18 protein-coding genes are annotated in these 25,720 nt (G+C 71.0%); 7 read left to right on the top strand and 11 right to left on the bottom strand.

The annotated features are described in order from the left end of the window. Positions 1–42 precede the first annotated feature (42 nt). From ACF07V_RS15470 to metH, 4 genes are all read right to left on the bottom strand, one after another. On the bottom strand, positions 43–1,626 hold the full coding sequence (locus tag ACF07V_RS15470; RefSeq protein WP_392154480.1) for an ABC transporter substrate-binding protein: 1,584 nt from the start codon (positions 1,624–1,626) through the stop codon (positions 43–45). A 66-nt stretch (positions 1,627–1,692) separates the two neighbouring features. Next, a complete protein-coding gene (locus ACF07V_RS15465; RefSeq protein WP_392154478.1) occupies positions 1,693–3,282 on the bottom strand; it encodes an ABC transporter substrate-binding protein in 1,590 nt (529 codons plus the stop codon). Between the two features lie 445 nt (positions 3,283–3,727). Continuing rightward, positions 3,728–4,426: an HAD family hydrolase gene (locus ACF07V_RS15460; RefSeq protein WP_392154477.1), complete on the bottom strand. Its 699-nt coding sequence runs from the start codon at positions 4,424–4,426 to the stop codon at positions 3,728–3,730. A gap of 139 nt (positions 4,427–4,565) precedes the next feature. After that, positions 4,566–8,078, bottom strand: a complete 3,513-nt coding sequence (gene metH, locus ACF07V_RS15455) for a methionine synthase (protein ID WP_392154476.1) — start codon at positions 8,076–8,078, stop codon at positions 4,566–4,568. A gap of 244 nt (positions 8,079–8,322) precedes the next feature. On the opposite strand from metH, the gene ACF07V_RS15450 reads away from it, so the two are divergent. The 6 genes from ACF07V_RS15450 to ACF07V_RS15425 all read left to right on the top strand — a co-directional run bounded on the left by ACF07V_RS15450 (position 8,323) and on the right by ACF07V_RS15425 (position 15,659). Beyond that, a complete protein-coding gene (locus ACF07V_RS15450) occupies positions 8,323–9,087 on the top strand; it encodes an IclR family transcriptional regulator (RefSeq protein ID WP_392154474.1) in 765 nt (254 codons plus the stop codon). Between the two features lie 276 nt (positions 9,088–9,363). Next, positions 9,364–10,122 (top strand): MIP/aquaporin family protein, encoded by a 759-nt coding sequence (locus ACF07V_RS15445; RefSeq protein ID WP_392154472.1) that lies wholly within the window; start codon positions 9,364–9,366, stop codon positions 10,120–10,122. 35 nt (positions 10,123–10,157) lie between these two features. Further along, positions 10,158–11,684 carry a glycerol kinase GlpK gene (gene glpK, locus ACF07V_RS15440; RefSeq protein WP_369143303.1) on the top strand — a complete coding sequence of 509 codons (1,527 nt, stop codon included), beginning with the start codon at positions 10,158–10,160 and terminating at the stop codon, positions 11,682–11,684. Between the two features lie 6 nt (positions 11,685–11,690). After that, entirely contained in the window at positions 11,691–13,295 is a 1,605-nt protein-coding gene (locus ACF07V_RS15435; protein ID WP_392154469.1) for an FAD-dependent oxidoreductase, read from the top strand. 101 nt (positions 13,296–13,396) lie between these two features. Continuing rightward, the gene (locus ACF07V_RS15430) at positions 13,397–14,458 is read left to right on the top strand and encodes an LLM class flavin-dependent oxidoreductase (RefSeq protein ID WP_392154468.1); all 1,062 of its coding nucleotides are present in this window, start codon (positions 13,397–13,399) and stop codon (positions 14,456–14,458) included. A 142-nt stretch (positions 14,459–14,600) separates the two neighbouring features. Beyond that, positions 14,601–15,659 carry a PAC2 family protein gene (locus tag ACF07V_RS15425; RefSeq protein ID WP_392154466.1) on the top strand — a complete coding sequence of 353 codons (1,059 nt, stop codon included), beginning with the start codon at positions 14,601–14,603 and terminating at the stop codon, positions 15,657–15,659. Between the two features lie 47 nt (positions 15,660–15,706). Here ACF07V_RS15425 and ACF07V_RS15420 read toward each other — a convergent pair whose 3' ends face one another. The 5 genes from ACF07V_RS15420 to ACF07V_RS15400 form a co-directional block, all read right to left on the bottom strand. Beyond that, positions 15,707–18,763: an NPCBM/NEW2 domain-containing protein gene (locus ACF07V_RS15420; RefSeq protein WP_392154464.1), complete on the bottom strand. Its 3,057-nt coding sequence runs from the start codon at positions 18,761–18,763 to the stop codon at positions 15,707–15,709. 116 nt (positions 18,764–18,879) lie between these two features. Then, on the bottom strand, positions 18,880–20,109 hold the full coding sequence (gene mshC, locus ACF07V_RS15415) for a cysteine--1-D-myo-inosityl 2-amino-2-deoxy-alpha-D-glucopyranoside ligase (protein ID WP_392154462.1): 1,230 nt from the start codon (positions 20,107–20,109) through the stop codon (positions 18,880–18,882). Between the two features lie 206 nt (positions 20,110–20,315). Further along, entirely contained in the window at positions 20,316–21,152 is an 837-nt protein-coding gene (locus tag ACF07V_RS15410; RefSeq protein WP_392154912.1) for an SCO1664 family protein, read from the bottom strand. Then, positions 21,116–21,706: a DUF3090 domain-containing protein gene (locus ACF07V_RS15405; RefSeq protein WP_093876934.1), complete on the bottom strand. Its 591-nt coding sequence runs from the start codon at positions 21,704–21,706 to the stop codon at positions 21,116–21,118. Before ACF07V_RS15405 ends, ACF07V_RS15410 begins: the two co-directional genes overlap by 37 nt. A gap of 67 nt (positions 21,707–21,773) precedes the next feature. Beyond that, positions 21,774–22,463 carry a histidine phosphatase family protein gene (locus ACF07V_RS15400; protein WP_392154459.1) on the bottom strand — a complete coding sequence of 230 codons (690 nt, stop codon included), beginning with the start codon at positions 22,461–22,463 and terminating at the stop codon, positions 21,774–21,776. 53 nt (positions 22,464–22,516) lie between these two features. On the opposite strand from ACF07V_RS15400, the gene ACF07V_RS15395 reads away from it, so the two are divergent. Continuing rightward, positions 22,517–23,509, top strand: coding sequence for a magnesium and cobalt transport protein CorA (locus ACF07V_RS15395; protein ID WP_392154457.1), 993 nt, complete (start codon positions 22,517–22,519; stop codon positions 23,507–23,509). 16 nt (positions 23,510–23,525) lie between these two features. Here the strand turns inward: ACF07V_RS15395 and ACF07V_RS15390 are convergent, their stop codons facing one another. Both ACF07V_RS15390 and ACF07V_RS15385 read right to left on the bottom strand, forming a co-directional pair. Further along, positions 23,526–24,311, bottom strand: a complete 786-nt coding sequence (locus ACF07V_RS15390; RefSeq protein ID WP_392154455.1) for a ferritin-like domain-containing protein — start codon at positions 24,309–24,311, stop codon at positions 23,526–23,528. A 294-nt stretch (positions 24,312–24,605) separates the two neighbouring features. Further along, entirely contained in the window at positions 24,606–25,655 is a 1,050-nt protein-coding gene (locus ACF07V_RS15385) for an LLM class F420-dependent oxidoreductase (protein WP_392154453.1), read from the bottom strand. Positions 25,656–25,720 lie beyond the last annotated feature (65 nt).

Genomic DNA, 25,720 nt, shown 5'->3' with positions numbered 1-25,720 from the left:
GCGGGATGCGCACCGGGCCCTCGTGTGTGTGGAGCGGGGGTGTCAGCCCTTGCGGATCTCCCAGAAGCGGAAGACGGTCGAGGCGTCGAGGGTCCATTCGAGGCCGGTGACGTCGTCGCGGGCGACGGCGTACTGCTTGCCCTGCCACAGCGGCAGCACCGGGAGCTCCTCGGCGACGAGGTCCTGGAGCTTGCCGTACTCGTCGGCGGTGGCGGCGCGGTCGGCGATGGCGGCGGTCTTCGGGATGAGGGTGCCGGTGATGGTGGTGTTCTCGTACCGGTTGTCGAGGACGTTGCCCTCGCCGAAGAAGGGGCTGGTGAAGTTGTCGGCGTCGGGGTAGTCGGGGACCCAGCCCTTGACGTAGACGCCGTACTTCCCGGCGGCGATGTCCTTCTCGTACTGCTCGAAGGCGACGGACTTGACGTCGGCGTCGAAGAGGCCGCTCGCGTTGAGCTGTTCGGCGATGGCCTTGAGCTCCTGGTCGGTGGCCGGGCCGTAGCGGCTGGGCGTGGACCAGAGGGTGAGCTTCACCTTCTCGGTGATGCCGGCGGCGCGGAGGGCCTTCTTGGCCTTGGCCTTGTCGGGGGTGCCGTAGGTGTCGAAGAAGGCGGTGTTGTGTCCGGCGATGCCGGCCGGGACGATCGAGTAGAGCGGGGTGGCCGTCGACTTGTAGACGTTCTCGACGAGGGCCTCGCGGTCGACGAGGTGGGCGATGGCCTTGCGGACGCCGAGCTTGCCGACGACCGGGTCCTCCACGTTGAAGACGAGGTGCTGGACCTCGGCGCTGCTGCCCGGGACGACCTCGATGCCCTTGTCGGACGTCGTGGCGGAGTTCTCCAGGGCGGCGATGTCGTCGGCGGAGAGGCCTCGGTAGGCCACGTCTATGTCGCCGTCGGCGAAGGCCTTGGAGAGCGCGACGCGGTCGCCGCGGTAGAGCTTGAGGGTGACCGCGCCGTTCTTCGCCTTGGCGTCGCCCTTGTAGCCGGTGTTGACGGAGAAGGTGGCCTCGCTGTCGCTGAAGGAGTCCAGCTTGTACGGGCCGGAGCCGGTGGCCTTGCCGTCGGTGCGCAGGGCGTCGGCGGGGTAGTCGCGGTGGTCGACGATCGAGCCGGCGCCGGAGGCGATCTTGCTGGGGAAGGTGGCGTCCGGGACCTTCAGGCGGAAGACGACGGTCCGCTCGTCGGGGGTCTCGATGGTGTCGATGGTGGAGAGCAGCGGCGCCGGGCCGGAGGGGTCCGCGATCTTGAGGGCCCGCTCGAAGGAGAACTTGACGTCCTCCGAGGTCAGCTTGTTGCCGTTGGAGAAGGTGAGGCCCTCGCGCAGGGTGCAGGTGTAGACCTTGCTGCCGGCGGAGAAGTCGCACTTGTCGGCGGCATCGGGCTCGGGCTCGGAGCCGCCCTTGGGGAAGGCGAGGAGGGACTGGAAGACGTTGTTGAACAGCAGCCAGGAGCCGGGGTCGTAGCCGGCGGCGGGGTCGGTGGCGAGGATCTCGTCGGACATGCCGACGCGCACGCCGCCTCCGGAGCCTCCGGAGCCGCTTCCCTGCTCGGTGCCGCAGCCGCTGAGTAGGGCGGCGGACAGGCCCGCGGCGAGCGGAGCCGTCAGCCACTTGTTGGTTGCCTTCACAGAACTTGCCTCTTGATCTCTTGTCAGGCCGGCCGCGCGGGGCGCGCGGCCGGGACAACGAAGGGGTCAGGCGGTGCCTCGGCCCAGTTCCCACAGCAGCAGGTCGGAGGAGGTGTTGAGCGCGTACTCGACTCCGTTGAGGTCGTCGCGGGCGGCGACGTACTGCTTGCCCTGCCACAGCGGCAGGACGGGGACGTCCTCGGCGACGATCTTCTGGATCTGCGCGTAGACGGGGCTTGCGGCGTTGCGGTCGGCCTGGCGGCGCGAGCGCGGGATGAGCTTCTCGCGAACGGTCTTGTTCACGTAGGGGGTGTTGAGGAAGTTGTCGCTGTCGAGGAACGGCGCGATGTAGTTGTCCGGGTCCGGGTAGTCCGGGAACCAGCCGAGGCCGTAGACGGCGTAGTCGCCGCGCTTCTGGGCGGTGCGGAACTTGGACCACTCGGCGCCCTTGACGCTGGCGTCGAAGAGCTCGCTGGCGATGAGCTGCTTCTTGAGCGCCTCGAACTCCTGGGCGGTCTCGGCGCCGTAGTGGTCGGTGGTGTAGTTCAGGGTCACCTTGACCGGCGTCTTGACGCCCGCGTCCTTGAGGATCTTCGCGGCGCGGTCCGGGTCGGGCTCGCCGTACGCGTCGAAGAAGGGGGTGGCGTGACCGGTGATGCTGGAGGGGATCAGCGAGTACAGCGGCTCGGCGGTGGGTCCGTAGACGAGGTTGACGAGGGCGCCCCGGTCGACGACGGCGGCCATGGCCTGGCGCACGGCCTTCTCCTCGACGGAGGGGGCCTTGGTGTTGAAGCCGAGGTAGCGGATCTCGAGGCCGGGGACCTCGGTGACGCGGATGCCGTCCTTGGGCGTCTCGGTGAGGTCCTTGATCTGCTTCTGCGACAGGGAGCGGGCCATCATGTCGATGTCGTCGCTCTCCAGGGCCGCGCCCATGGCGCCGGCGTCGGCGTAGGGACGCAGTTCGACCCGGTCGTTGCGCAGGGTGATGTCGCCCTTGTAGGCGGGGTTCTTGGTGAAGACGAAGCGGGTGGCCTTGTCGCCCTCGCGCTCGACCTTCATGGTGTACGGGCCCGAGCCGTCGACGTCGAAGCCGTCGCGGAGCTGGTCGGCGGCGTACTTGTCCTTGCTCAGGATGCCGGCGACGGGGGTGGACAGCTTGTACGGGAAGGTGGCGTCGGGGGTCTTGAGGTGGAAGACGATCCCGTCGGTGCCCTGGGTCTCGACGGTGTCGATGTTCGCGAGGAGGGCGGCCGTGCCGTTGTCCGACTTGATCTTCAGGACGCGCTCGATGGAGTACTTGACGTCCTCGGCGGTGACGGGGGTGCCGTCGGCGAAGGTGAGGCCCTCGCGGAGCGTGCAGCGGTAGCTCTCGCTGGCCTTGTCGGAGAATCCGCAGCTCTTGGCCGCCTCGGGGACGGGCTCGCCGCCGCCGCGGGGCACGTGCAGCAGGGTCTGGACGGTCTGGCGCAGGATGTTCCAGGCGCCGGTGTCGTAGGCGAAGGCCGGGTCGAGCGGGGCGGGGGCGTCCTCGGTGGCGATGAACTGGTCCGTGGTGCCGACGACGATCGCTCTGCCTTCCTCGGCGCCGCCGCAGGCGACGAGCAGGGGGGCGAGCAGTCCGGCCACGGCCGGCAGCACCAGGGTCTTGCGGTTCATCAGGGACGATCTCCTCATCCGGCACTGGGTACAGCGGTCAGTGAAAACTCCGCCGACTGCCGCCCGGTCGGGGCGGGAGCGATCGGGCCGGGTGTTGCGATCGGTCCTGTGTTCACGGCGACTTGGGTATGCGCCGGTACACGCGGTTTATGCGGCGAAGTACTCGCGAAAGATTAGTGCGCGGCGCCGGTACCCCTTGACCGGGGCCGTACAGGGGCGTAATCGCAGAGTGATCATGAATGCATGAGTCTCGATAACCATGCGCCGGACGTTGCGGACGACGCTTACTCAATCGGGACACAGGGGGCGCCGAAACATCCGCTTTTGAGACACGGAACGAGAACGGGCCACCCACCGCCCGGCACTCTGAGTGACCAAGGTCACGTAGGTGCTTTTCGGTGAATGGCCCGGCTGCTTTCGCCTGATCGCCTTCCTCAGATAAAGCTCAAATTCCCGTGATCAAGGTCCGCAGGAACGGCACGTCGACCTCTTCGAGAGAGCGCACGACCACCCGGCCCGGGGAGGGCGCGATCGGGGCGACGGAGGGCACCGCGACGACGCGGCAGCCCGCCGCCTCGGCGGCCGCCACACCGGTCGCGGTGTCCTCGATGACGGCGCAGAGCGCGGGGTCGGCGCCGACGCCCTGGGCGGCCGTCAGATAGGGCTCGGGGTGCGGCTTGGTGCGGACGACCTCGTCGCCGGCGACGGTGAGGGTGAAGCGGTCGCGGCCGAGCGAGGCGAGGACCCGGTCGATGATCCGCCGGTGCGAGGCGGAGACCAGGGCGGTGGGGATGGAGTGCCGGGCGAGCTCGGCGAGCAGCCGCTCGGCGCCCGGCATGAGGGGGACACCCCGGTCGATGCGCTGCTCGAACTTCTCGTTGAGCAGCACGGTCAGCTCTTCGAGGGTGATGTCGGCGCCGGTGGACTCGATGAGGTAGCCCGCGCTGCGGGTCATCGGGCCGCCGACGACGATGTCCCGCCAGGCCTCGTCCAGCCGGTGCCCGAGGTCCGCGAAGACCTCGACCTCGGCGTCCCACCAGAACCCCTCCGTGTCGACGAGGGTCCCGTCCATGTCGAGGAAGACCGCCTGCAGGGCGGAGCTGCCGTTCGTACGGAACAGGGACGCGGGGACCGTACTGGTCATCCGGCACACCTCCATGGAGGGACGAGAAGGCCGGCCCCCCTCCCCGGTACGGGGAGGAAGACCGGCCTGCACTGGACCGACAAGTGTACGTCGCGATCACAAGGAACGCGTGTATTTACCGCACGCGGTCACCGCGCGGTCACCGTGCGTTGAAGTACTTCGCCTCGGGGTGGTGGATGACGATGGCGTCGGTGGACTGCTCGGGGTGGAGCTGGAACTCCTCGGAGAGGTGGACGCCGATCCGCTCCGGACGCAGCAGGTCCGCGATCTTGGCGCGGTCCTCCAGGTCGGGGCAGGCGCCGTAACCCAGCGAGAAGCGGGCGCCGCGGTACTTCAGCGCGAACATGTCCTCGACGTTCGCCGGGTCCTCCCCGCCGAAGCCGAGCTCGGCGCGGACGCGGGCGTGCCAGTACTCGGCGAGGGCCTCGGCGAGCTGGACGGAGAGGCCGTGCAGCTCCAGGTAGTCGCGGTAGGAGTCGGACTCGAAGAGCTTGGCCGTGGCCTCGCCGATCCTCGAGCCGACGGTGACGACCTGGAGGCCGACGACGTCGGTCTCGCCGGACTCCTCCGGGCGGAAGAAGTCCGCGAGGCAGAGACGGCGGCCGCGGCGCTGGCGCGGGAAGGAGAAGCGGGTCCGCTCGTTGCCCTCCTCGTCCAGGATGATCAGGTCGTCGCCCTTGGAGACGCAGGGGAAGTAGCCGTGGACGACGGCCGCCTCCAGGAGGTTCTCGGTGTGGAGGCGCTCCAGCCAGCCGCGCAGCCGCGGCCGGCCCTCGGTCTCGACGAGCTCCTCGTACGCCGGTCCGTCGCCGGCCCGGTTCTGCTTGAGGCCCCACTGGCCCTTGAAGAGGGCGCCCTCGTCGAGCCAGGACGCGTAGTCCTTCAGCGGGATGCCCTTGACGACGCGGGTGCCCCAGAAGGGCGGGGTCGGCACCGGGTTGTCGGTGGCCACGTCGGAGCGGCCGCCGGGCTCCGGCTCGTCGACCTGGAGGGTGGCGGTGGCGCTCTTGGCGACCCGGCGCTGCTTGAGCTCGGGGAGTACGGCTCCGGGGACGCCGCGCTTGACGCCGATGAGGGCGTCCATGAGGCGCAGGCCCTCGAAGGCGTCGCGGGCGTAGCGGACCTCGCCCTGGTAGATCTCGTGGAGGTCCTGCTCGACGTAGGCGCGGGTGAGGGCGGCGCCGCCGAGGATCACCGGGTACTTGGCGGCCAGCTCGCGCTGGTTCAGCTCCTCCAGGTTCTCCTTCATGATCACCGTGGACTTCACGAGGAGGCCGGACATGCCGATGACGTCGGCGTTGTGCTCCTCGGCGGCCTCCAGGATCGCGGAGACCGGCTGCTTGATGCCGATGTTGACGACGTTGTAGCCGTTGTTGGAGAGGATGATGTCGACGAGGTTCTTGCCGATGTCGTGGACGTCGCCGCGGACGGTGGCGAGCACGATCGTGCCCTTGCCCTCGGCCTCGGACTTCTCCATGTGCGGTTCGAGGTGGGCGACCGCCGTCTTCATGACCTCGGCGGACTGGAGCACGAACGGCAGCTGCATCTGGCCGGAGCCGAAGAGCTCACCGACGGTCTTCATGCCGTCGAGCAGGGTGTCGTTGACGATGTCGAGGGCCGGGCGGGTCTCCAGGGCCTCGTCGAGGTCGGCCTCCAGGCCGTTCTTCTCGCCGTCGACGATGCGGCGCTTGAGGCGCTCGTCCAGGGGCAGGGCGAGCAGCTCCTCCGCCTTCCCCGCCTTCAGGGACTTCGCCGTCGCGCCCTCGAAGAGGGCCATCAGCTTCTGCAGCGGGTCGTAGCCCTCGGCGCGCCGGTCGTAGGTCAGGTCGAGGGCGGTGGTGACCTGCTCCTCGTCGAAGCGGGCGATCGGCAGGATCTTCGAGGCGTGGACGATCGCCGAGTCGAGGCCCGCCTTGACGCACTCGTCGAGGAAGACCGAGTTGAGGAGGATGCGGGCGGCCGGGTTGAGGCCGAAGGAGATGTTGGAGAGGCCCAGCGTGGTCTGGACGTCCGGGTGGCGGCGCTTCAGCTCGCGGATCGCCTCGATCGTCGCGATGCCGTCCTTCCGCGACTCCTCCTGGCCCGTGCAGATCGTGAAGGTGAGGGCGTCGATGAGGATGTCCGACTCGTGGATGCCCCAGTTGCCGGTGAGGTCCTCGATGAGGCGCTCGGCGACGGCGACCTTGTGCTCGGCCGTACGGGCCTGGCCCTCCTCGTCGATGGTGAGGGCGATGAGGGCGGCGCCGTGCTCCTGGGCCAGTCGGGTGACCTTCGCGAAGCGGGACTCGGGTCCGTCGCCGTCCTCGTAGTTGACCGAGTTGATGACGGCCCGGCCGCCCAGCTTCTCCAGGCCGGCCCGCAGGACCTCCACCTCGGTGGAGTCGAGGACGATCGGCAGGGTGGAGGCGGTGGCGAAGCGGCCGGCGAGTTCCTCCATGTCGGCGACGCCGTCGCGGCCCACGTAGTCGACGCAGAGGTCGAGCATGTGCGCGCCCTCGCGGATCTGGTCGCGGGCCATCTCCACGCAGTCGTCCCAGCGGCCTTCGAGCATGGCCTCGCGGAACTTCTTCGAGCCGTTGGCGTTGGTCCGCTCGCCGATCGCCAGGTACGAGGTGTCCTGGCGGAACGGCACGGTCTGGTAGAGCGAGGCGGCGCCGGGCTCGGGGCGCGGGGAGCGCTCGGGGGGCGTGAGGCCCTGGACCCGCTCGACGACCTGGCGCAGGTGCTCGGGCGTGGAGCCGCAGCAGCCGCCGACCAGGGAGAGGCCGTAGTCGCGGACGAAGTTCTCCTGCGCGTCGGCCATCTCGGAGGCGGTGAGCGGGAAGTACGCGCCGTCCTTGGTGAGCACGGGCAGGCCGGCGTTCGGCATGCACATGAGGGGCGTACGGGAGTGGCGGGCGAGGTAGCGCAGGTGCTCGCTCATCTCGGCGGGGCCGGTGGAACAGTTCAGGCCGATCAGGTCGATGCCGAGGGGCTCCAGGGCGGTCAGCGCGGCGCCGATCTCGGAGCCGAGCAGCATGACGCCGGTCGTCTCGAAGGCGAGGGAGCAGATCAGGGGGACGTCCACGCCCAGGGCGTCCATCGCGCGGCGCGCGCCGATGAGGCTGGACTTGGTCTGCAGCAGGTCCTGGGTGGTCTCGACGATCAGGGCGTCGGCGCCGCCGGCGAGGAGGCCCTCGGCGTTCTGCTGGTAGCCGTCGCGCAGCACGTCGTACGCGATGTGGCCGAGCGAGGGCAGCTTGGTGCCGGGGCCGATCGAGCCGAGCACCCAGCGCTGGCGGCCGTCCTTGGCGCCGAACTCGTCGGCGACCTCGCGGGCGATCCGGGCGCCGGCCTCGGAGAGCTCGAAGATCCGGTCGGCGATCTCGTACTCGCCGGCGGCCGAGTGGTTGGAGCCGAACGTGTTGGTCTCGACGCAGTCGACCCCGACCTCGAAGTACGCCTCGTGCACCGAACGGACGATGTCGGGCCGGGTGACGTTGAGGATCTCGTTGCATCCTTCGAGGTTCTGGAAGTCCTCGAGGGTGGGGTCCTGGGCCTGGAGCATGGTGCCCATGGCTCCGTCGGCGACGACGACTCGGCTGGCGAGTGCCTCGCGGAGGGCGGCGGCGCGGTTCCGGCTGTCAGCGGAAGGGGTCGGCAACGAGGCCATGGATGAGCTCCCTGGGATGCGACGGCTGTCGGCTTTGCGCCCTCGGGGGAGGGTGCACGGGGCCAGCGTAACCGCGCTCGGCCCGGGGTGGACACGGCGTCCCACGGGCCGGACGGCATCCTGTGTGCGGGGACTCCCGGTCCTGCCCCTCCTTGGCCGACACTGTGTGGTGTGACGCGAGGTCGGCATCGACCGATAGTGTTCAGCATTGTCGAACAGTGTGAGAAGGGTGAGGGGCCGGGCGATGGCGAAGAACATCCAGTCGCTTGAAAGAGCGGCGGCCATGCTGCGACTGCTCGCGGGCGGCGAGCGCCGGCTCGGACTGTCCGACATCGCGTCCTCCCTCGGACTCGCCAAGGGCACGGCCCACGGCATCCTGCGCACCCTCCAGGCGGAGGGCTTCGTGGAGCAGGACGCGGCCTCGGGCCGCTACCAGCTGGGCGCGGAGCTGCTGCGGCTCGGCAACAGCTATCTGGACGTGCACGAGCTGCGGGCGCGCGCCCTGGTCTGGACGGACGACCTGGCGCGGTCCAGCGGCGAGAGCGTGCACCTGGGGGTGCTGCACCAGCGGGGCGTGCTGATCGTGCACCACGTCTTCCGGCCGGACGACAGCCGGCAGGTCCTGGAGGTGGGGGCCATGCAGCCGCTGCACTCCACGGCGCTGGGCAAGGTGCTGTCGGCGTACGACCCGGTGGCGCACAGCGAGGTGCTGGAGATCGAGCGCGAGGCGTTCACGCCCCGGACGACCACGGAGCTCGGCGACTTCGAGTCGCTGCTCGACATGACGCGGGCCCGCGGCTGGGCGGCGGACGTGGAGGAGACCTGGGAGGGCGTGGCGTCGGTGGCGGCGCCGATCCACGACCGGCGGCGGATGCCGGTGGGCGCGGTGGCGGTCACGGGCGCCGTGGAGCGGGTCTGTCCGGGCGGGGAGCTCCGTCCGGAGCTGGTGGCCGCCGTGCGGGACTGCGCCCGCGCCGTCTCCAGGGACCTGGGGGCGAACCGCTTCTGACCGCGCGTGCGGGCTCGGTCACGGACCGCCCGCCAGGCAACAGAACCCGCCGGTAACGATCGCGTTATCGGCGGGTTTTTCACTTCCCGAACCCTTGACGCGCTGTTAACCCCGGGGCAAAACTTCCGTTCATCGGTCGGCATTGTCGAACACCTACCGGCAATCGCGCTAAGGTGTCACAGTGCCAAGGGCCGGCAACGCCCTCACACGAGGGCGCGGACCACCGGAGTGACCCGTGGTTCGCCTTCCCCTGGACGAAGGACAAAGGAGTCGCGGGTGTCCAGCTCCGACATCTTCCTCGGCGAGACCATCGGTACCGCCGTACTCATTCTGCTCGGCGGCGGTGTGTGTGCCGCCGTCACGCTCAAGAGCTCCAAGGCCCGCAACGCGGGCTGGCTCGCGATCACCTTCGGGTGGGGCTTCGCCGTCATGACGGCCGTCTACATGACCGCTTCCCTCTCGGGAGCCCATCTGAACCCCGCCGTCACGGTCGGCATCGCGATCAAGGACGGGGACTGGAGCAACGTCCCGGTCTACATCGCCGGCCAGATGCTCGGCGCGATGATCGGCGCGGCGCTGGTCTGGGTGGCCTACTACGGCCAGTTCCAGGCCCACCTCACGGACCCGGAGACCATCGGCGAGAAGCCGATCGAGGGCCCCGGCCCGGTGCTCGGCATCTTCTCCACGGGCCCCGAGATCCGTAACACCTGGCAGAACCTGGCCACCGAGATCATCGGCACCGTCGTGCTGGTCCTGGCCGTGCTCACCCAGGGCCTCAACGACAGCGGCAAGGGCCTCGGCGTCATCGGCGCCCTGATCACCGCGTTCGTCGTGGTCTCCATCGGCCTCTCGCTCGGCGGCCCGACCGGTTACGCCATCAACCCGGCCCGTGACCTCGGCCCGCGCATCGTGCACGCCCTGCTCCCGCTGCCGAACAAGGGCGGCTCCGACTGGAGCTACGCCTGGATCCCGGTCGCCGGTCCGCTGATCGGTGGCGCCCTCGCCGCGGGTATCTACAACATCGCGTTCGCCTGAGCCGTCCTTCTTCCAGACTTCCCTTGGAGCACACCGTGACCGACGCACACACCTCCGGCCCGTTCATCGCGGCCATCGACCAGGGCACCACCTCCTCGCGCTGCATCGTCTTCGACAAGGACGGCCGGATCGTCTCGGTCGACCAGAAGGAGCACGAGCAGATCTTCCCGAAGCCGGGCTGGGTCGAGCACGACGCCGCCGAGATCTGGACCAACGTCCAGGAGGTCGTCGCCGGCGCGCTCGAGAAGGCCAACATCACCGCCGCCGACGTCAAGGCCATCGGCATCACCAACCAGCGCGAGACCACGCTGCTCTGGGACAAGAACACCGGTGAGCCCGTCCACAACGCCCTCGTCTGGCAGGACACCCGCACCGACGCCCTCTGCAAGGAGCTCGGCCGCAACGTCGGCCAGGACCGCTTCCGCCGCGAGACCGGCCTCCCCCTCGCGAGCTACTTCTCCGGCCCGAAGGTCCGCTGGCTGCTCGACAACGTCGAGGGCCTGCGCGAGCGCGCCGAGCGCGGCGACATCCTCTTCGGCACCATGGACTCCTGGGTCATCTGGAACCTCACGGGCGGCGTCGACGGCGGCCACCACGTCACCGACGTCACCAACGCCTCCCGCACCATGCTCATGAACCTCCACACCATGGCCTGGGACGAGAAGATCCTGCAGTCCATGGAGATCCCGGCCACCGTGCTGCCGGAGATCCGCTCCTCCGCCGAGGTGTACGGCACGGTCAAGGGCGGCATCCTCGACGGCGTCCCGGTCGCCTCCGCGCTCGGCGACCAGCAGGCCGCCCTGTTCGGCCAGACGTGTTTCGCCGAGGGCGAGGCCAAGTCCACGTACGGCACCGGCACCTTCATGCTGATGAACACCGGTGACAAGATCATCAACTCCTACAGCGGCCTGCTGACCACGGTCGGCTACCAGATCGGCGACGCCAAGCCGGTCTACGCCCTGGAGGGCTCGATCGCCGTCACCGGCTCGCTGGTGCAGTGGATGCGCGACCAGATGGGCCTGATCAAGTCCGCCGCCGAGATCGAGACCCTCGCGTCCTCGGTCGAGGACAACGGCGGCGCCTACTTCGTGCCGGCCTTCTCCGGCCTGTTCGCCCCGTACTGGCGCTCCGACGCGCGCGGTGTCATCGCCGGCCTCACCCGGTACGTCACCAAGGCGCACATCGCCCGCGCCGTCCTGGAGGCCACCGCCTGGCAGACCCGCGAGATCACCGACGCCATGACGAAGGACTCCGGCGTCGAGCTGACCGCGCTCAAGGTCGACGGCGGCATGACCTCCAACAACCTGCTGATGCAGACCCTCTCGGACTTCCTGGACGCGCCCGTCGTGCGTCCGATGGTCGCCGAGACCACCTGCCTCGGCGCCGCCTACGCCGCCGGTCTCGCCGTCGGCTTCTGGCCGGACACCGACGCGCTGCGCGCCAACTGGCGCCGGGCGGCGGAATGGACCCCTCGCATGGACGCCGACAAGCGTGACAGCGAGTACAAGAGCTGGCTCAAGGCCGTCGAGCGGACCATGGGCTGGATCGAGGACGAGGAGTAATACGAGATGACCACCCTGCAGAGCGTCCCTGCCCTCGGGACGCACCCGGCTGCCGGTTCCCTGCCGAGCCGCGCCGAGACCCGGGACCAGCTTTCCAAGGCGACGTACGACCTCCTGGTGATCGGCGGCGGCATCCTGGGCATCTCCACCGCCTGGCACGCCGCACAGTCGGGCCTGCGGGTGGCCCTGGTGGACGCCGGCGACTTCGCCGGCGCCACCTCGTCCGCCTCCTCCAAGCTGCTCCACGGCGGTCTGCGCTACCTGCAGACCGGCGCGGTGAAGCTGGTGGCGGAGAACCACTTCGAGCGGCGTGCGGTCTCCCGCCAGGTGGCACCGCACCTCGCCAACCCGCTCACCTTCTACCTGCCCGTCTACAAGGGCGGCCCGCACGGCGCGGCCAAGCTCGGCGCCGGTGTCTTCGCCTACAGCGCCCTCTCGGCCTTCGGCGACGGCGTCGGACACCTGCTCTCCCCCGCCAAGGCCGCGCAGGACGTGCCGGAGCTGCGCACCGACAACCTCAAGGCCGTCGCCGTCTACGGCGACGACCAGATGAACGACGCCCGCATGGCGCTGATGACGGTCCGCGCCGCCGTCGACGCCGGCGCCACCGTCCTCAACCACGCCGAGGTCACCGGGCTGCGCTTCACCCGCGGCCGGGTCACCGGAGCGGACCTGAAGGACCGCACCACCGGCGACGAGTTCGGCGTGAACGCCCGCCTCGTGCTCAACGCCACCGGCCCGTGGGTCGACCACCTGCGCAGGATGGAGGACCCCAACGCGGCCCCCTCCATCCGCCTCTCCAAGGGCGCGCACCTGGTCCTCAAGCGGACCTCGCCGTGGAAGGCCGCGCTGGCCACCCCGATCGACAAGTACCGCATCACCTTCGCCCTCCCCTGGGAGGACATGCTGCTCCTCGGCACCACCGACGAGGAGTACGAGGGCGACCCCGGCCAGGTCGAGGTCACCGAGAAGGACACCGCCCAGATCCTGGACGAGGCCGCCTTCTCCATCCGCGACCAGCAGCTCTCGCGCGACCTGATCACGTACTCCTTCGCCGGCCTGCGGGTGCTCCCCGGCGGCCCCGGCGACACCTCCAAGGCCAAGCGCGAGACCGTCGTCACCGAGGGCCGCGGCGGCATGCTGTCGGTGGCCGGCGGCAAGTGGACGACCTTCCGCCACATCGGCCGCACGGTGATGAAGAAGCTGGAGCAGCTCCCCGGCCACCCGCTCGGCGAGGACTACGAGCCGGTGTCCGCGCTGCCGAAGCGGCTGCCGCTGCCCGGCATAGCCAACCCGAACGCGGTCGCCCACCGGCTGCTCGTCGACGGTCCGGCGCCCGGCCCCCGGATGGCCGCCGACACCGCCAAGCACCTGGCCACGCACTACGGCTCGCTCTCCTTCGACATCGCCCGGATGGCGAACGAGAACCCGGAACTCGCCCGCCGGATCCACCCGGACGCCCCGGAGATCTGGGCGCAGGTCGCCTACGCCCGCGACCACGAGTGGGCCGAGACGGCGGACGACGTGCTGCGCCGCCGTACGACGCTGACCATCCGCGGTCTCGCGACGGACGAGATCCGCGCCGAGGTCGAGTCGATGCTGCGGAAGTAACTCCACGGTGCACAGGGGCGGTTCCTCCTCGGGGGAGCCGCCCCTGACGCGTGCCATGCGCCCGCCACACCCCCGCAACACTCGGCGCGCAGAGTGGGGACATGAAGTTTCAGGTGCTCACGATCGTCCACCACTCCCCGCACCCGCTCACCGGCGAACTGCTCTCCGCCGCGGACCGGTTGGAGCAGGTCGTCACGCTCGGCGAGACCGCCGAACGGCTCGGCTTCGACGCGTACGCGGTCGGCGAGCGGCACGCGGGCGCGTTCCTCTCCTCGGCCCCGACCGTCCTGCTCGCCGCGCTCGCCGCCCGCACCCGCCGGATCCGGCTGCTCACCGGCGTCACCGTGGTCGCGATCCTCGACCCGGTCCGGGTCGCCGAGGACTACGCCACGCTCGACCAGCTCTCCCGGGGCCGGCTCGAACTCGTCGTCGGCAAGGGCGCCGAGGCCGGCCACTTCGACCTCTTCGGCCTGGACGAGGAGCGGCAGTGGGACCTCCAGAAGGAGAAGTACGAGCTGCTGCGCCGGCTCTGGACGGAGGAGGGCGTCGACTGGGAGGGCGAGTTCCGGCCGCCGCTGAAGAACGTGACCACGGTCCCGCGGCCGTACGCCGGTCCGCCCAGGATCTGGCACGGCTCGGCCACCAGCCTCAACTCCCCCGAGCTGGCGGCGAAGCACGGCGATCCGCTGTTCACGGCCAACGCGATCCAGCCGCGCGAGGCGTACGCGAAGCTCATCACCCACTACCGCGAGAAGTTCGAGGAGTACGGCCACGATCCGGCCCACGCGCGCGTGGCGGCCGGTTCCGGCGGGCTGCTGATCGCCGACACTCCCGGGCAGGCGGTCGGCCGGTACAAGGAGCTGTACGAGGCGAAGGTGCGGCAGAGCTTCAAGCCGCACCTGGAGGGCAGGGCCGGGTACAACACCCCCTTCCGCACGATCGAGGACGCGATCGCGGACGGCCCCCAGCTGATCGGCTCGCCGCAGCAGATCATCGACAAGATCCTCGGCTACCACGAGCACTACGGGCACGACCTGCAGTCCGTCACGGTCGACACGTTCGGCCAGTCGACGGCCGAGCAGACCGAGACGCTCCAGCGCTTCGCGGAGGAGATCGCGCCCGTCGTGCGGAGGGAGGCGCCCAGCACCCTGTGGGAGGAGTGACTCCGCCGTGTGCGGAGGCGAGTTCCTGGGTAGTCGATCAAGGCCGCACGGGTTTTCGGGGATGTCCGGGGACTGCGGGCGGACCACCGGAAAGCCGTAAGGTGGGGCCGTACGACAGGAACTTCGAATAAGGAGGCGCTGGGTGATCGAGCTCGAGGGGGTACCCGAGCTGATCGACCCGGTCATGGTGGCCGCGTTCGAGGGCTGGAACGACGCCGGCGACGCCGCCTCCACCGCGGTCGCCCATCTCGACCGGGAATGGAAGGGCGAAGTGTTCGCGGCGCTCGACGCCGAGGACTACTACGACTTCCAGGTCAACCGCCCCACGGTCTTCCTGGACAACGGGGTCAGAAAGATCACCTGGCCGACGACCCGGCTCTCGGTGGTCAGGGTCGGCGGCGAGAAGCCCCGCGACCTGGTGCTCGTGCGCGGGATCGAGCCCTCGATGCGCTGGCGCTCGTTCTGCAACGAGCTGCTCGCCTTCGCGCACGAGCTGGGTGTGGAGATGGTGGTGATCCTGGGCGCGCTGCTCGGGGACACCCCGCACACCCGGCCGGTCCCGGTCAGCGGAGTGACCTCCGATCCGGACCTGGCGCGGACGATGGACCTGGAGGAGACCCGGTACGAGGGCCCGACGGGCATCGTGGGCATCCTCCAGGAGGCGTGCACGCACGCGGGCGTGCCGGCGGTGAGCCTGTGGGCGGCGGTGCCGCACTATGTGTCGCAGCCGCCGAACCCGAAGGCGACGCTGGCGCTCCTCAACCGTCTGGAGGACCTGATCGGGCTGCGCATCCCGCTGGGCGAGCTGCCCGAGGACGCGCGGGCCTGGCAGCTGGGCGTGGACCAGCTGGCCGCCGAGGACAGCGAGGTCGCCGAGTACGTGCAGACGCTGGAGGAGGCGCGGGACACGGCGGAGCTTCCGGAGGCCTCCGGCGAGGCGATCGCCCGCGAGTTCGAGCGGTATCTGCGGCGGCGCGACCCCGGGGTGGCGACGGAGGGCGGCGAGACCTCGTTCCTGCGGGACCCCGGCAGCGGCCGGACCCGGCCGCCGAAGCCGGAGCAGCCGGGGCCCGAGTCGGTCCCGGGCGGGGACGGCGGCGCGGAGACCGGCGACGGACCCGAGGGATCCGGCGACGGACCCGAGGGATCCGGCGACGGGCCCGAAGGGTCCGGAGGACCCGACGGCGCGACCGGAGAGTAGAGGACGGAACGGGAGGGGTGCCCGAGGGCGCCCCTCCCGTTCGTGCGTCAGGCGCAGCCGAAGCGGGCCGCCGCCCAGTCGCCGTGGTCGCCGCTCTTCGACCCGTTGGTGTCCGTGATCTTCAGCCGGACGTGCCGGGCGCCGGTCACGTCGACGTTCACGGGCAGGGTCGCGGAGGCGCCGGTCAGCCGGGGCGAGGTCCACAGGACCCGGCCGTCGGCCTCGACGGAGAAGGCCACGTCCCCGTAGCCGTTGATCTCGTCGTCGATGCCGACGTCGGCGGTGAAGCTGGTGCAGCGGCCGCCGAGGTAGACCTCGATGTCGGAGTCGGCGTGGGCGCCGATGCCCTTCTCGTAGGTCGTTCCGGCCAGGGTGAGCGTGTGGCCGTCGGAGGCGCCGGACTCGCCGTTGGAGCGGTCGCGCTCCGGCGGTCCCCAGCCGTTGGTCGCGCGCAGCCACGCGAGGTCGCTCGCCCAGGCGTCGGCCGTCGGTGCCGGGGGCATCACCCCGATCGCGAACCGCTGGACGGCGGTGCGGTCGGTGCCCGCGGCGCGGTACCGGGTGGTGGCCGTGAGGGTGGCCTCGCCGGGCTTGGCGTCCGCCGCCGGGGTGACGGCGACCTCGACCCGGCGGGTGGTGCCGGCCGGGACGCGGGCGATCGGGGCGGCCGGGGTGACCGTCCAGCCGGCGGGGGCGTCGAGGGAGACCCGTACGTCGGTGGCGTCCCGGGTGCCGGCGGTGACGTCCACGGCGACGGTGCCGGGGGTGCCGGCGCCGAGCTCCTGCCCGGTGGGGGCGGCGAGGGCGGCGGAGGCGCCGGGGACGGCCCCGCCGACGGCGCTGGTGTCGGTCAGGCGCAGCTCGAAGGCGCGGTCGGTGGACAGGGCGGCGGTCTTGATCCGGACCACTCCCCCGCGTTCGTCGCGGTCGTACCACCAGCCCTGGGCGGCCGCGTCGAAGGCGGCGCGGGAGGTGAGGGCGGGCAGCGGGCGTCCGTCGAGCTTCACCGTGCCGGGCGCGTCGCCGGTGTGGACGGTGAAGGCGTACGGCCGGGCGGCGGGCTTGCCGGTGTACGAGCCGGTGGCGGCGCCCAGTCGGACGGTGACGTCGCCGGGGCCGGACTGCGGGGCGTCGACCTCGGCGCGCTGGGTGGTGTACTTCCCGGTGCGGTGCTCGCGGGTGACGCCGTCGTCCTCGTACAGCTCGAAGGAGGAGCTGCCCTTCGGGTAGACGTCCCAGGCGATCGGGTCGCCGGGGGCGCGGTCCTGGTAGGAGCGGATGGAGCCGGGCCACATGGGGACGGCCGCCCCGGCCCGGACGAAGAGGGGCAGGGTGTCGAGCGGGGCGCTGTAGTCGTCGACGGTGACGGGGCCCTGGTAGGTGCGGCCGTTCCAGTAGTCGATCCAGGTGCCCTCGGGGAGGTAGATGCCGTCGCGCTCCACCGCGTCCTGGTAGACGGGGGCGACGAGGAAGTCCTCGCCGCTGAGGAACTCGTACTTCGCGGCGTCGGTCGCGGCCTTCGGGTCGTCCGGGTATTCGAGGGCGAGCGGCCGGGCGAGGCCGACGCCGGTCTTCGTCGCCTGGTGGGCGTGGCTGTAGATGTACGGGAGCAGGGCCTCGTGGAGCTTGAGCGAGGCGCGGTTGACGGCGGTGTACGGCTCGCCGTACCGGAAGGGCTGCTTGTCGTTGGCGGCCCAGCCGTCCATGGTCATGGTGACGGGCAGGAAGGACTTCCACTGGAGGTCGCGGGTGTACGTCTTGGCGCTGCCGCCGAAGATGCCGTCGACGTCACCGGTGGTGTACGCGAGTCCGGACATGGACGCGCCCGCGTACGTGGGTATCTGCCAGCGGATGTACTCCCAGCTGCCGGACTGGTCGCCGGACCACTGGACGCCGCAGCGCTGGGCACCGGACCAGCTCTCGGGGGCCCAGGTGAAGCCGCGGGCGTCGCTGTTGGCCTCGATGCCGGCGTGGGCGTCCTTGCAGCCGTCGAGGGCGAACTTGTAGCCGGAGCCGACCCAGGCGACGTCGAGCTTGGCGACGCGCTGGCCGGCCTTGACCTGGTCGGCGAGCTTGTCGATGCCGTCCTCGGTCCACAGGCCGAGCTTCATGTCGCGCTCCGCGAGGCCGGCGGAGGTCTCGGCGAGGTTCTCGTAGCCGCAGCCGTAGCCGTCGTTGACGAGCATCCAGCCGTTCGGCATGTCGTTCGCGACGTAGCCGTCGGCGACCTTCAGGGCGTCGAGGGTGTGGCGCTCGCCCCGGTTGGCGTTGTGGAGGTAGCAGTCGGAGTCGCCGATCTCCAGGCCGTAGACGGGCGGCAGGAAGGGCTTGCCGGTGAGCCGGGTGTACTGGCCGATGACGTCCTTGAGGGCGCCGGTGCCGCTGCCGGCGAAGTAGTAGGCGTCGAAGCGCTGTTCCTTCGCGCTGGTGGTGACGGGGTCGGTGAAGGCGTAGGTGTTGGGCGCGTAGGTGTTGCGGTAGACGCCGTAGCCGGCGGAGGAGAGGTAGAACGGGACGGAGTTGGGGTGGCCGCCGTCGTTCCAGTTGTAGTCGACGCCGACCTCGACGGTCTTGCCGCGGTGGGAGGTGTTGCCGCGGCCGTTCTGCATGCCGGCGCCGTAGAACTGCTCGTCGGCGCCGCGGGCGAGGGTCTGGACGGTGCGGTCCTGGTTCCAGGTGAGGCCCTGGGTCTCTGTCCAGAGCGGGGTGCCGTCGGCGCGCACGGCCGAGAAGCGCAGCGGTGACTTGGTGGCGCGCAGGGTCACCTTGGCGGTGGCGAGTTCGTACCGGTCGCCGAGGTCGCGCCAGCGGGTCGCCGGGGGCGGTCCCTGGGGCAGCGTGATGTCGGTGCCGGTGGGGTCGGTGAACCTGCCGTCGGGGGCGAGTTCGATACGGAAGGTGTCGGCGGTGACGAAGGAGACGCGGGCCTCGGTGTGGCCGGCGGTGAGCCGGTAGACGGCCCCGTCGGCGGCGAAGCCCGTGATGTCGCCGACGGTGGTGTCGGTGGGTGTGGCCGACGCGGTGGAGCCGGGTCCCGCGAAGGCCGCGAAGAGCCCGAGGACGGCTCCGGCGAGTGCAACTTTCATGCGTGATGATGATTGCATGGAGGTTGTTTAGCGCAGGAACGAGCAATCCCGCCAGGACAAAACGGAACCGCCCTCGGACTTCGACGAGAAGTCCGAGGGCGGTTGCCTGAAAGGGAGTTGTGCGGTCCTGCTCGTTACAGGGCGACACCGAGCAGTGCGTCGACAGCGCGCGAGACGAGACCGGGGGCGGACTCGTCCGTGCCGCCCTCGGCCGTCTGGAGCGCGGCCCAGCGGTCCACCGCGGCGAGCGCGGTGGGCGTGTCGAGGTCGTCGGAGAGCGCCTCGCGGAGCTCCTCGACGAGCGCGTCGGCGGACGGGCCGTCGGGGCGCGAGACGGCGGCACGCCAGCGGCCGAGCCGCTCCACGGCCGTCTCCAGGACCTGGTCGGTCCACTCCCAGTCGTCGCGGTAGCGGTGCGAGAGGAGCGCGAGCCGGATGGCGGCCGGGTCGACGCCGTCGCGGCGGAGCTTGGAGACGAAGACCAGGTTGCCCTTGGACTTCGACATCTTCTCGCCGTGCAGGGCGACCATGCCGGCGTGGACGTACGCCTTGGCCATGGGGAACTCGCCCGTGAGGGTCTGGGCGTGGGAGGCGCCCATCTCGTGGTGCGGGAAGATCAGGTCGGAGCCGCCGCCCTGCACGTCGAAGCCCATGCCGAGGTGGTCGAGGGCGATGGCGACGCACTCGATGTGCCAGCCGGGGCGGCCGGCACCCAGGCTGCCGCCGTCCCAGCTCGGCTCGCCCTCACGGGCGGCCATCCAGAGCATCGGGTCGAGCGGGTTCTTCTTGCCCGGGCGGTCCGGGTCGCCGCCGCGCTCGGCGGAGAGGTGGCGCATCAGCTCGGTGTCGTAGTTCGACACCTGGCCGAAGTGCGGGTCGGACTCGACGGAGAAGTAGATGTCCCCTTCGAGCTCGTAGGCGGCGCCGGAGTCCCGGAGGCGTTCGACCAGCGGGATGATGCCCGGTATGGCCTCGACCGCGCCGATGTAGTGCTGCGGGGGCAGCATCCGCAGGGCGGTCATGTCCTCGCGGAAGAGGGCGGTCTCGCGCTCGGCGAGGCCCACCCAGTCGATGCCGTCACGGATCGCGCGCTCCAGGAGCGGGTCGTCCACGTCCGTCACGTTCTGGACGTAGTGCACCTGCCGCTTGGTGTCGAGCCACACGCGCTGAACGAGGTCGAACGCGTTGTAGGTCGCCGCGTGACCCATGTGGGTCGCGTCGTACGGCGTGATGCCGCAGACGTAGATACGGGCGACGGGGCCGGGGGCGAGGGTCACTCGTCCACCGGTCGCGGTGTCGTGGATCCGGAGGTCGCGGCCCTTGCCGGGAAGGGCGGGGACCTCAGAAGCGGGCCAGGCATGCATGACCCGAGCGTAACCGGACAGGTGTTCCGGATACGAACCGGATCCGGGATCTTGACCGATTAGGCGCTCTTGCGGGTCGGAGGCGTGCGTGCATACCCCCCAGGGGTCCAAGGCCCCCCGGGGGATGTGGCCGAAAATCTTCGGTCGCTGCTGTGACCGACGCCGCAGGCGGGCGGCCGGGGGCCGGACCGACGGCCGGGGAGACCTCAGACGGGCGGCCAGGGAATCGCCGGCCACTGACCCGAGGGCTCCGGATGCCGCCCGGTGGCGCGCAGCGCCTCCACGCGGGCGCGTACGGCCGCGACCTCGGCTCCGGTCAGGAGTTCCTCCAGTCGGGTGACGAGCGGCGCTCCCGGGACCAGGGACCGGTCGAGCGCGTCGAGCACCCCGGCCGCCTCGGCGGGCAGCTCCTCGCCCGCCCAGCCCCACAGCAGGGTGCGCAGCTTGTCCTCGACGTGGAAGGTCACCCCGTGGTCGATGCCGTAGAGCCGCCCGCCCGGGGCCGGCAGCAGATGCCCGCCCTTGCGGTCGCCGTTGTTGATGACGGCGTCCAGGACGGCGAGCCGGCGCAGCTCGGGCGTGTCGGCGTGGACGAGGAGCGCGGTGCGGTCCTCGTCGATCTGGGCGGGTCCCACGGCCTTCCAGCCCTCGCCCGGCTCCTCGTCCTCGGTGAGGGCCAGGAGCCGCGCCCCGGGGTCGGCCTCGATCCACAGCTGGACCATGCCCTCCCCGTACGGCCCGTCACGGAGCACGGTCGGCGGGATCAGGCCCCAGCCGGTGGCCTCGGAGATCTCGTACGCGGCGACCTCGCGCTGGGCGAGGGTGCCGTCGGGGAAGTCCCACAGGGGCTGCTCCCCCGCGACGGGCTTGTAGACGCAGGCGGCTTCCCGGCCCTCGTGGGCGACGGAGCAGTACAGCACCGCGTTGGACGCCTCGCGGACCCGGCCGCGCACGGTCAGCTCACCGCGCGCGAGCAGCTCCGTGTCGCGCGGGCTCTCGGGGCTGCTCATGCTCCGCGGCGGTATCCGTTCTGGCGCGGGCAGACGTGCCCCTCGGGGTCCAGCGGCAGGCTGCACAGCGGGCAGGGCGGCCGGCCGGCGTTGACGACGTCCAGGGCGCGCTTGGCGAAGGCCCGGGCCTGGGCCCCGCTGAGCCGGACCCGGAGCATCGGCGGACCGTTCTCCTCGTCCTGGAGTAGCCGCTCCTCGGCCTCGGCGAGGTCCTCCTCGGAGTCCACGTCGAGCTCGACGAGCGCCTGCGCCTCGACGATCATGCGCTGCTCCTCGCCGTCCCAGGCGAGGGCCATGGTGCCGACCCGGAACTCCTCCTCGACGGGCACGTCGAGGGGGGCGGTGTCCGCGATCTCCGCGGGGGCGACCGCCGGCACGGGCGCGTTGCCCCCGGTGCGGCGCACGACCTCGTCGAGGAGTTCGTCGATGCGCTCGGCGAGGGCGGCGACCTGGGTCTTCTCCAGGGCGACGCTGGTGACCCGGCCGCCGGCGGACGCCTGCAGGAAGAACGTACGGCGGCCAGGCAGCCCGACCGTGCCGGCCACGAAACGCTCCGGTGGGTCGTAGAGGAACACCTGACGGGACACGTTCCCGGCTCCCTTGAGTCTCGACAGTCGTACTACAGCGGCGCGTCCACCCTACTGCGCGAGCGGATCACGGTGCGCCCGCACCACCACCGACCTCAGCGGTCCCGCTGCTGTCGGGGTGCTCCCGGGGGGCGAATCCGGCGAAGTCCCCGGTGTCGCCGAGGCGGAGGAGGAAGGGACGCACGCGCGTGTAGCGGATCGCGGTGACCGAGCAGGGGTCGACGTGGATGCGCTGGAAGAGGTCCAGGTGGAGCCCGAGGGCGTCGGCGACGATCGCCTTCACGATGTCCCCGTGGGAGCACATGAGGTACGTGGCGTCCTCGCCGTGCTCGGCCTCGACGCGGGCGTTCCAGTCGCGCACGGCCTCGACGGCTCGGTTCTGCATGGCGCGCATGGACTCGCCGCCGGGGAACTCGGCGGCGGAGGCGTGCGCCTGGACGATCTCCATCAGGGGCTCGTCGCCCAGCTCGGCCAGCTTGCGGCCGGACCAGTCGCCGTAGTCGCACTCGTTGATCCGGTCCTCGACGTGGACCGGGAGGCCGGGGCGGGCCTCCAGGAGCGGCCGCAGGGTCTCCCGGCAGCGCTGGAGGGGGCTGGTGACGACCGCGGCGAGCGGGACGTCCGCGAGGCGCCCGGGGAGCGCGGCGGCCTGGGCGGCCCCGCGCTCGTCGAGCGCGATCCCGGGCGTGCGCCCGGCGAGGACCCCGGAGGTGTTGGCGGTGGAGCGTCCGTGCCGGACGAGGATCAGGGTGGCCATGCGGGCCAGCCTAGGCTGCCGCACGCGTGCGTGTCGGGGCCGTTCGAGGGAGAATGCGCGGCGTGATCGTGGACTCTGCCATCTACCGGGACGGGCGCCGCACGGACGGCCCCGCCGACCTCTCCGACGCCCTGGAGGAGGCGCGGGCGACGGGCGACGCGTTCCTGTGGGTGGGGCTTCACGAGCCCTCGGAGGCGGAGTTCGCGCATGTCGCCTCGGAGTTCGCGCTGCACCCGCTGGCCGTCGAGGACGCCTTGAAGGCCCATCAGCGGCCCAAGCTGGAGGTCTACGACGACTCGCTCTTCGTGGTGCTCAAGCCGATCGTGTACGAGCCGGAGAGCGACCGGGTCTCCTCCGGCGAGCTCATGGTGTTCATGGGCGACTCGTTCGTGGTGACGGTCCGGCACGGCGAGGGCGCTCCCCTCGCGGAGGTCCGCCGGCGTCTGGAGGCCGAGCGGGAGGTCCTCAAGCACGGGCCCACGGCGGTGCTGTACGCGGTGAGCGACGCGATCGTGGACCACTACCTCGACGTGGCGGCCGAGCTCCAGGTCGACCTGGAGGAGCTGGAGGCGGACGTCTTCGCGCCCAGCGGCGGCAATCCGTCCAACACCGCGGAACGGATCTACACGGCGAAGCGGCAGGTCCTGGAGTTCCGGCGGGCGAGCGGCCCGCTGGCCGGGCCGATGGCCCGGCTGACGACCGGTTCGGTGCCGTTCGTGAACGAGCACGCCCAGCCCTTCTTCCGTGACGTCAACGACCATCTGCTGCGCTCCAACGAGCAGGTGGAGGGCCTCGACCGGCTCCTGTCCGACGTGCTGTCGGCCCATCTCGCGCAGATGGGCGTCCGGCAGAACGACGACATGCGGAAGATCTCGGCCTGGGCGGCCATGGCCGCGGTCCCCACGATGGTCGCGGGGATCTACGGGATGAACTTCGAGCACATGCCGGAGCTGCACTGGGAGGGCTCGTACCCGGTGGTGATCGTGGTGATGGCGGGCATCGTCGTCGCCCTGTACCGGGTCTTCAAGCGGCGCGGCTGGATGTAGGCCCCCGGCGGCCCGCTCAGAAGGCGGGGGCGGGGGTCGCGGGCCCGCCGAGGGCGTTCAGCCGCTCGGGCATCCGCAGGTCGACCATCCTGTGCCAGCCGGCGGCGCGCTCGTACACGTACACGGCGTGGATCCCGGCGGCGAGGACGGCCGCCTTGGGCTTCGGCCAGTTCAGGATGCGGCCCATGTGGCGCATCACGGCGAGACTCACGTCGCGGTAGACCTGGATCTCGGCCAGGGCGGATGCGCGCAGGGTCCGCTGGATGAGCCGGCCGTGGCCCTGGCGGGCGAGCCGGAGCAGCTCCTCGTGGCAGTAGGCGAGGTGGTTGTCCTCGTCGTTGCAGATCATCCGGATGGCCCTGCCGAGCTCCGGGTGGTCGCCGAAGTGCTTCACGAGCAGCTGCATCTGGTCGGCGGCGCGCTCCTCGGTGACCCTGCTGTGCGCGAGGTAGACGACCACGTCCTCCTCGGTGAGCGGCCGGTCGGCGCGGAGCTTCTCGTGCGCGAGTCCGATGCCGCGCTGTTCGAGCAGCATCGTGTAGTCGGTGTCGGGGGGCACGGGGACGGGTTCGAGACCGCGCTTCTTCATCAGCGCGTTGAAGATCCGGCCGTGCTTGTCCTCGTCGGCGCCGTGCCGGGTGATCTTGGGTGCGAGGGCACGCATGCCGGGCGCGACGAGGGCCGCGATCCGGGCGTTCTCCCAGCCTCCCTGGGACTCGCCGCTCGCGGCGATGGAACAGAAGAGCCGGAAGGACTCGTCGTTGTCGATGATTTCCTGGAACAGGCCCTTGGCCGTGAGCATCGCCGCCACCTCCGTACGCCCCCGGAGCAACGAGTCAAATGCGGTCCGGGGCATCGGGCAACAGGAGGGCGTGACCACTCGGCCGAAAGAGTGAGCCGCGGGGGCGTAACCGAAGGCACCGCGAACCCGTTGTGCTGCACGACGGCCGTGGCGGGGAAGACCCCCGAGCCCCCACCACGGCCGCAGGCCACCCTTCCTTGACGGGGCCCTCGCACCGTGAGGCCCCAGGGGCCTCACGGGCTTCGAGCCCCTGCGCCGGACTCCGTCCGTCGGGTCCGGCGCCACGCCACACGGTTACGCGAGCCCCGCCCGCTCCATCGCCTCGACGCCCGCCCGCAGGGCCGCCACCCGCTCGTCCAGGGTGAAGCCGGCCGGGGCGAGGGTGAGGGTGGTGACCCCGGCCTCCGCGTAGGCCGTCATCCGCTCGGCGATCCGCTCGACGGAGCCCAGCAGCGTCGTCTGGTCGATCAGCGAGTGGGGCACGGCGGCCGCGGCTCCGGCCTTGTCGCCGGCCAGGTACTTGTCCTGGACCTCGGCGGCCTCCTTCTCGTACCCCATGCGCTGGGCGAGCTGGTTGTAGAAGTTCTGCTTGCGGCTGCCCATTCCGCCGACGTACAGCGCGGTGTACGGGCGGAACACGTCGGCGAGCGCGTTCACGTCGTCGCCGAGGGCGAGCGGCAGGGTGGGACAGACGTCGAAGCCGTCCATGGTCAGGCCGGCCTTCTCGCGGCCCGCGCGCAGGTGCCGGAGCGCGGTCTCCTCCAGGTGCTCGGCGGAGGGGAAGATCAGCAGGGCGCCGTCGGCGATCTCGCCGGTCTGCTCCAGGTTCTTCGGCCCGATCGCGGCGATGTAGAGCGGGATGTGCTCGCGCTGCGGGTGGACGGTGAGCTTGATGGGCTTGCCGGGGCCGCCGGGGAGCGGCAGGGTCCAGTGCTCGCCGTCGTAGCTGAGCCGCTCACGGGTCATTGCCTTGCGGACGATCTCGACGTACTCGCGGGTCCGGGCGAGCGGCTTGTCGAACTTCACGCCGTACCAGCCCTCGGAGACCTGCGGTCCGGAGACGCCGAGGCCGAGGCGGAAGCGGCCGCCGGTGAGCGAGTCCAGGGTGGCGGCCGTCATCGCCGTCATGGCGGGCTGACGGGCCGGGATCTGCATGATCGCGGAGCCGACGTCGATCCGCTCGGTCTGCGCCGCCACCCAGGAGAGGACGGTGGGGGCGTCGGAGCCGTAGGCCTCGGCGGCCCAGCAGACGTCGTAGCCGAGGCGGTCCGCCTCCTGGGCGACGGCGAGGTTGTCGCCGTCCATGCCGGCGCCCCAGTAGCCGAGGTTGATGCCGAGCCGCATTCCACGCACCCCTTACCCATCGGTAACGTCTGTTTGGCCGGACTCTAGCGCGCGCGTGGGCCATC

Origin of the sequence: Streptomyces sp. NPDC015661 (genome assembly GCF_043077765.1) — a bacterium.
Classification (GTDB): domain Bacteria; phylum Actinomycetota; class Actinomycetes; order Streptomycetales; family Streptomycetaceae; genus Streptomyces.
This window is presented reverse-complemented; position numbering and strand designations above follow the sequence as displayed.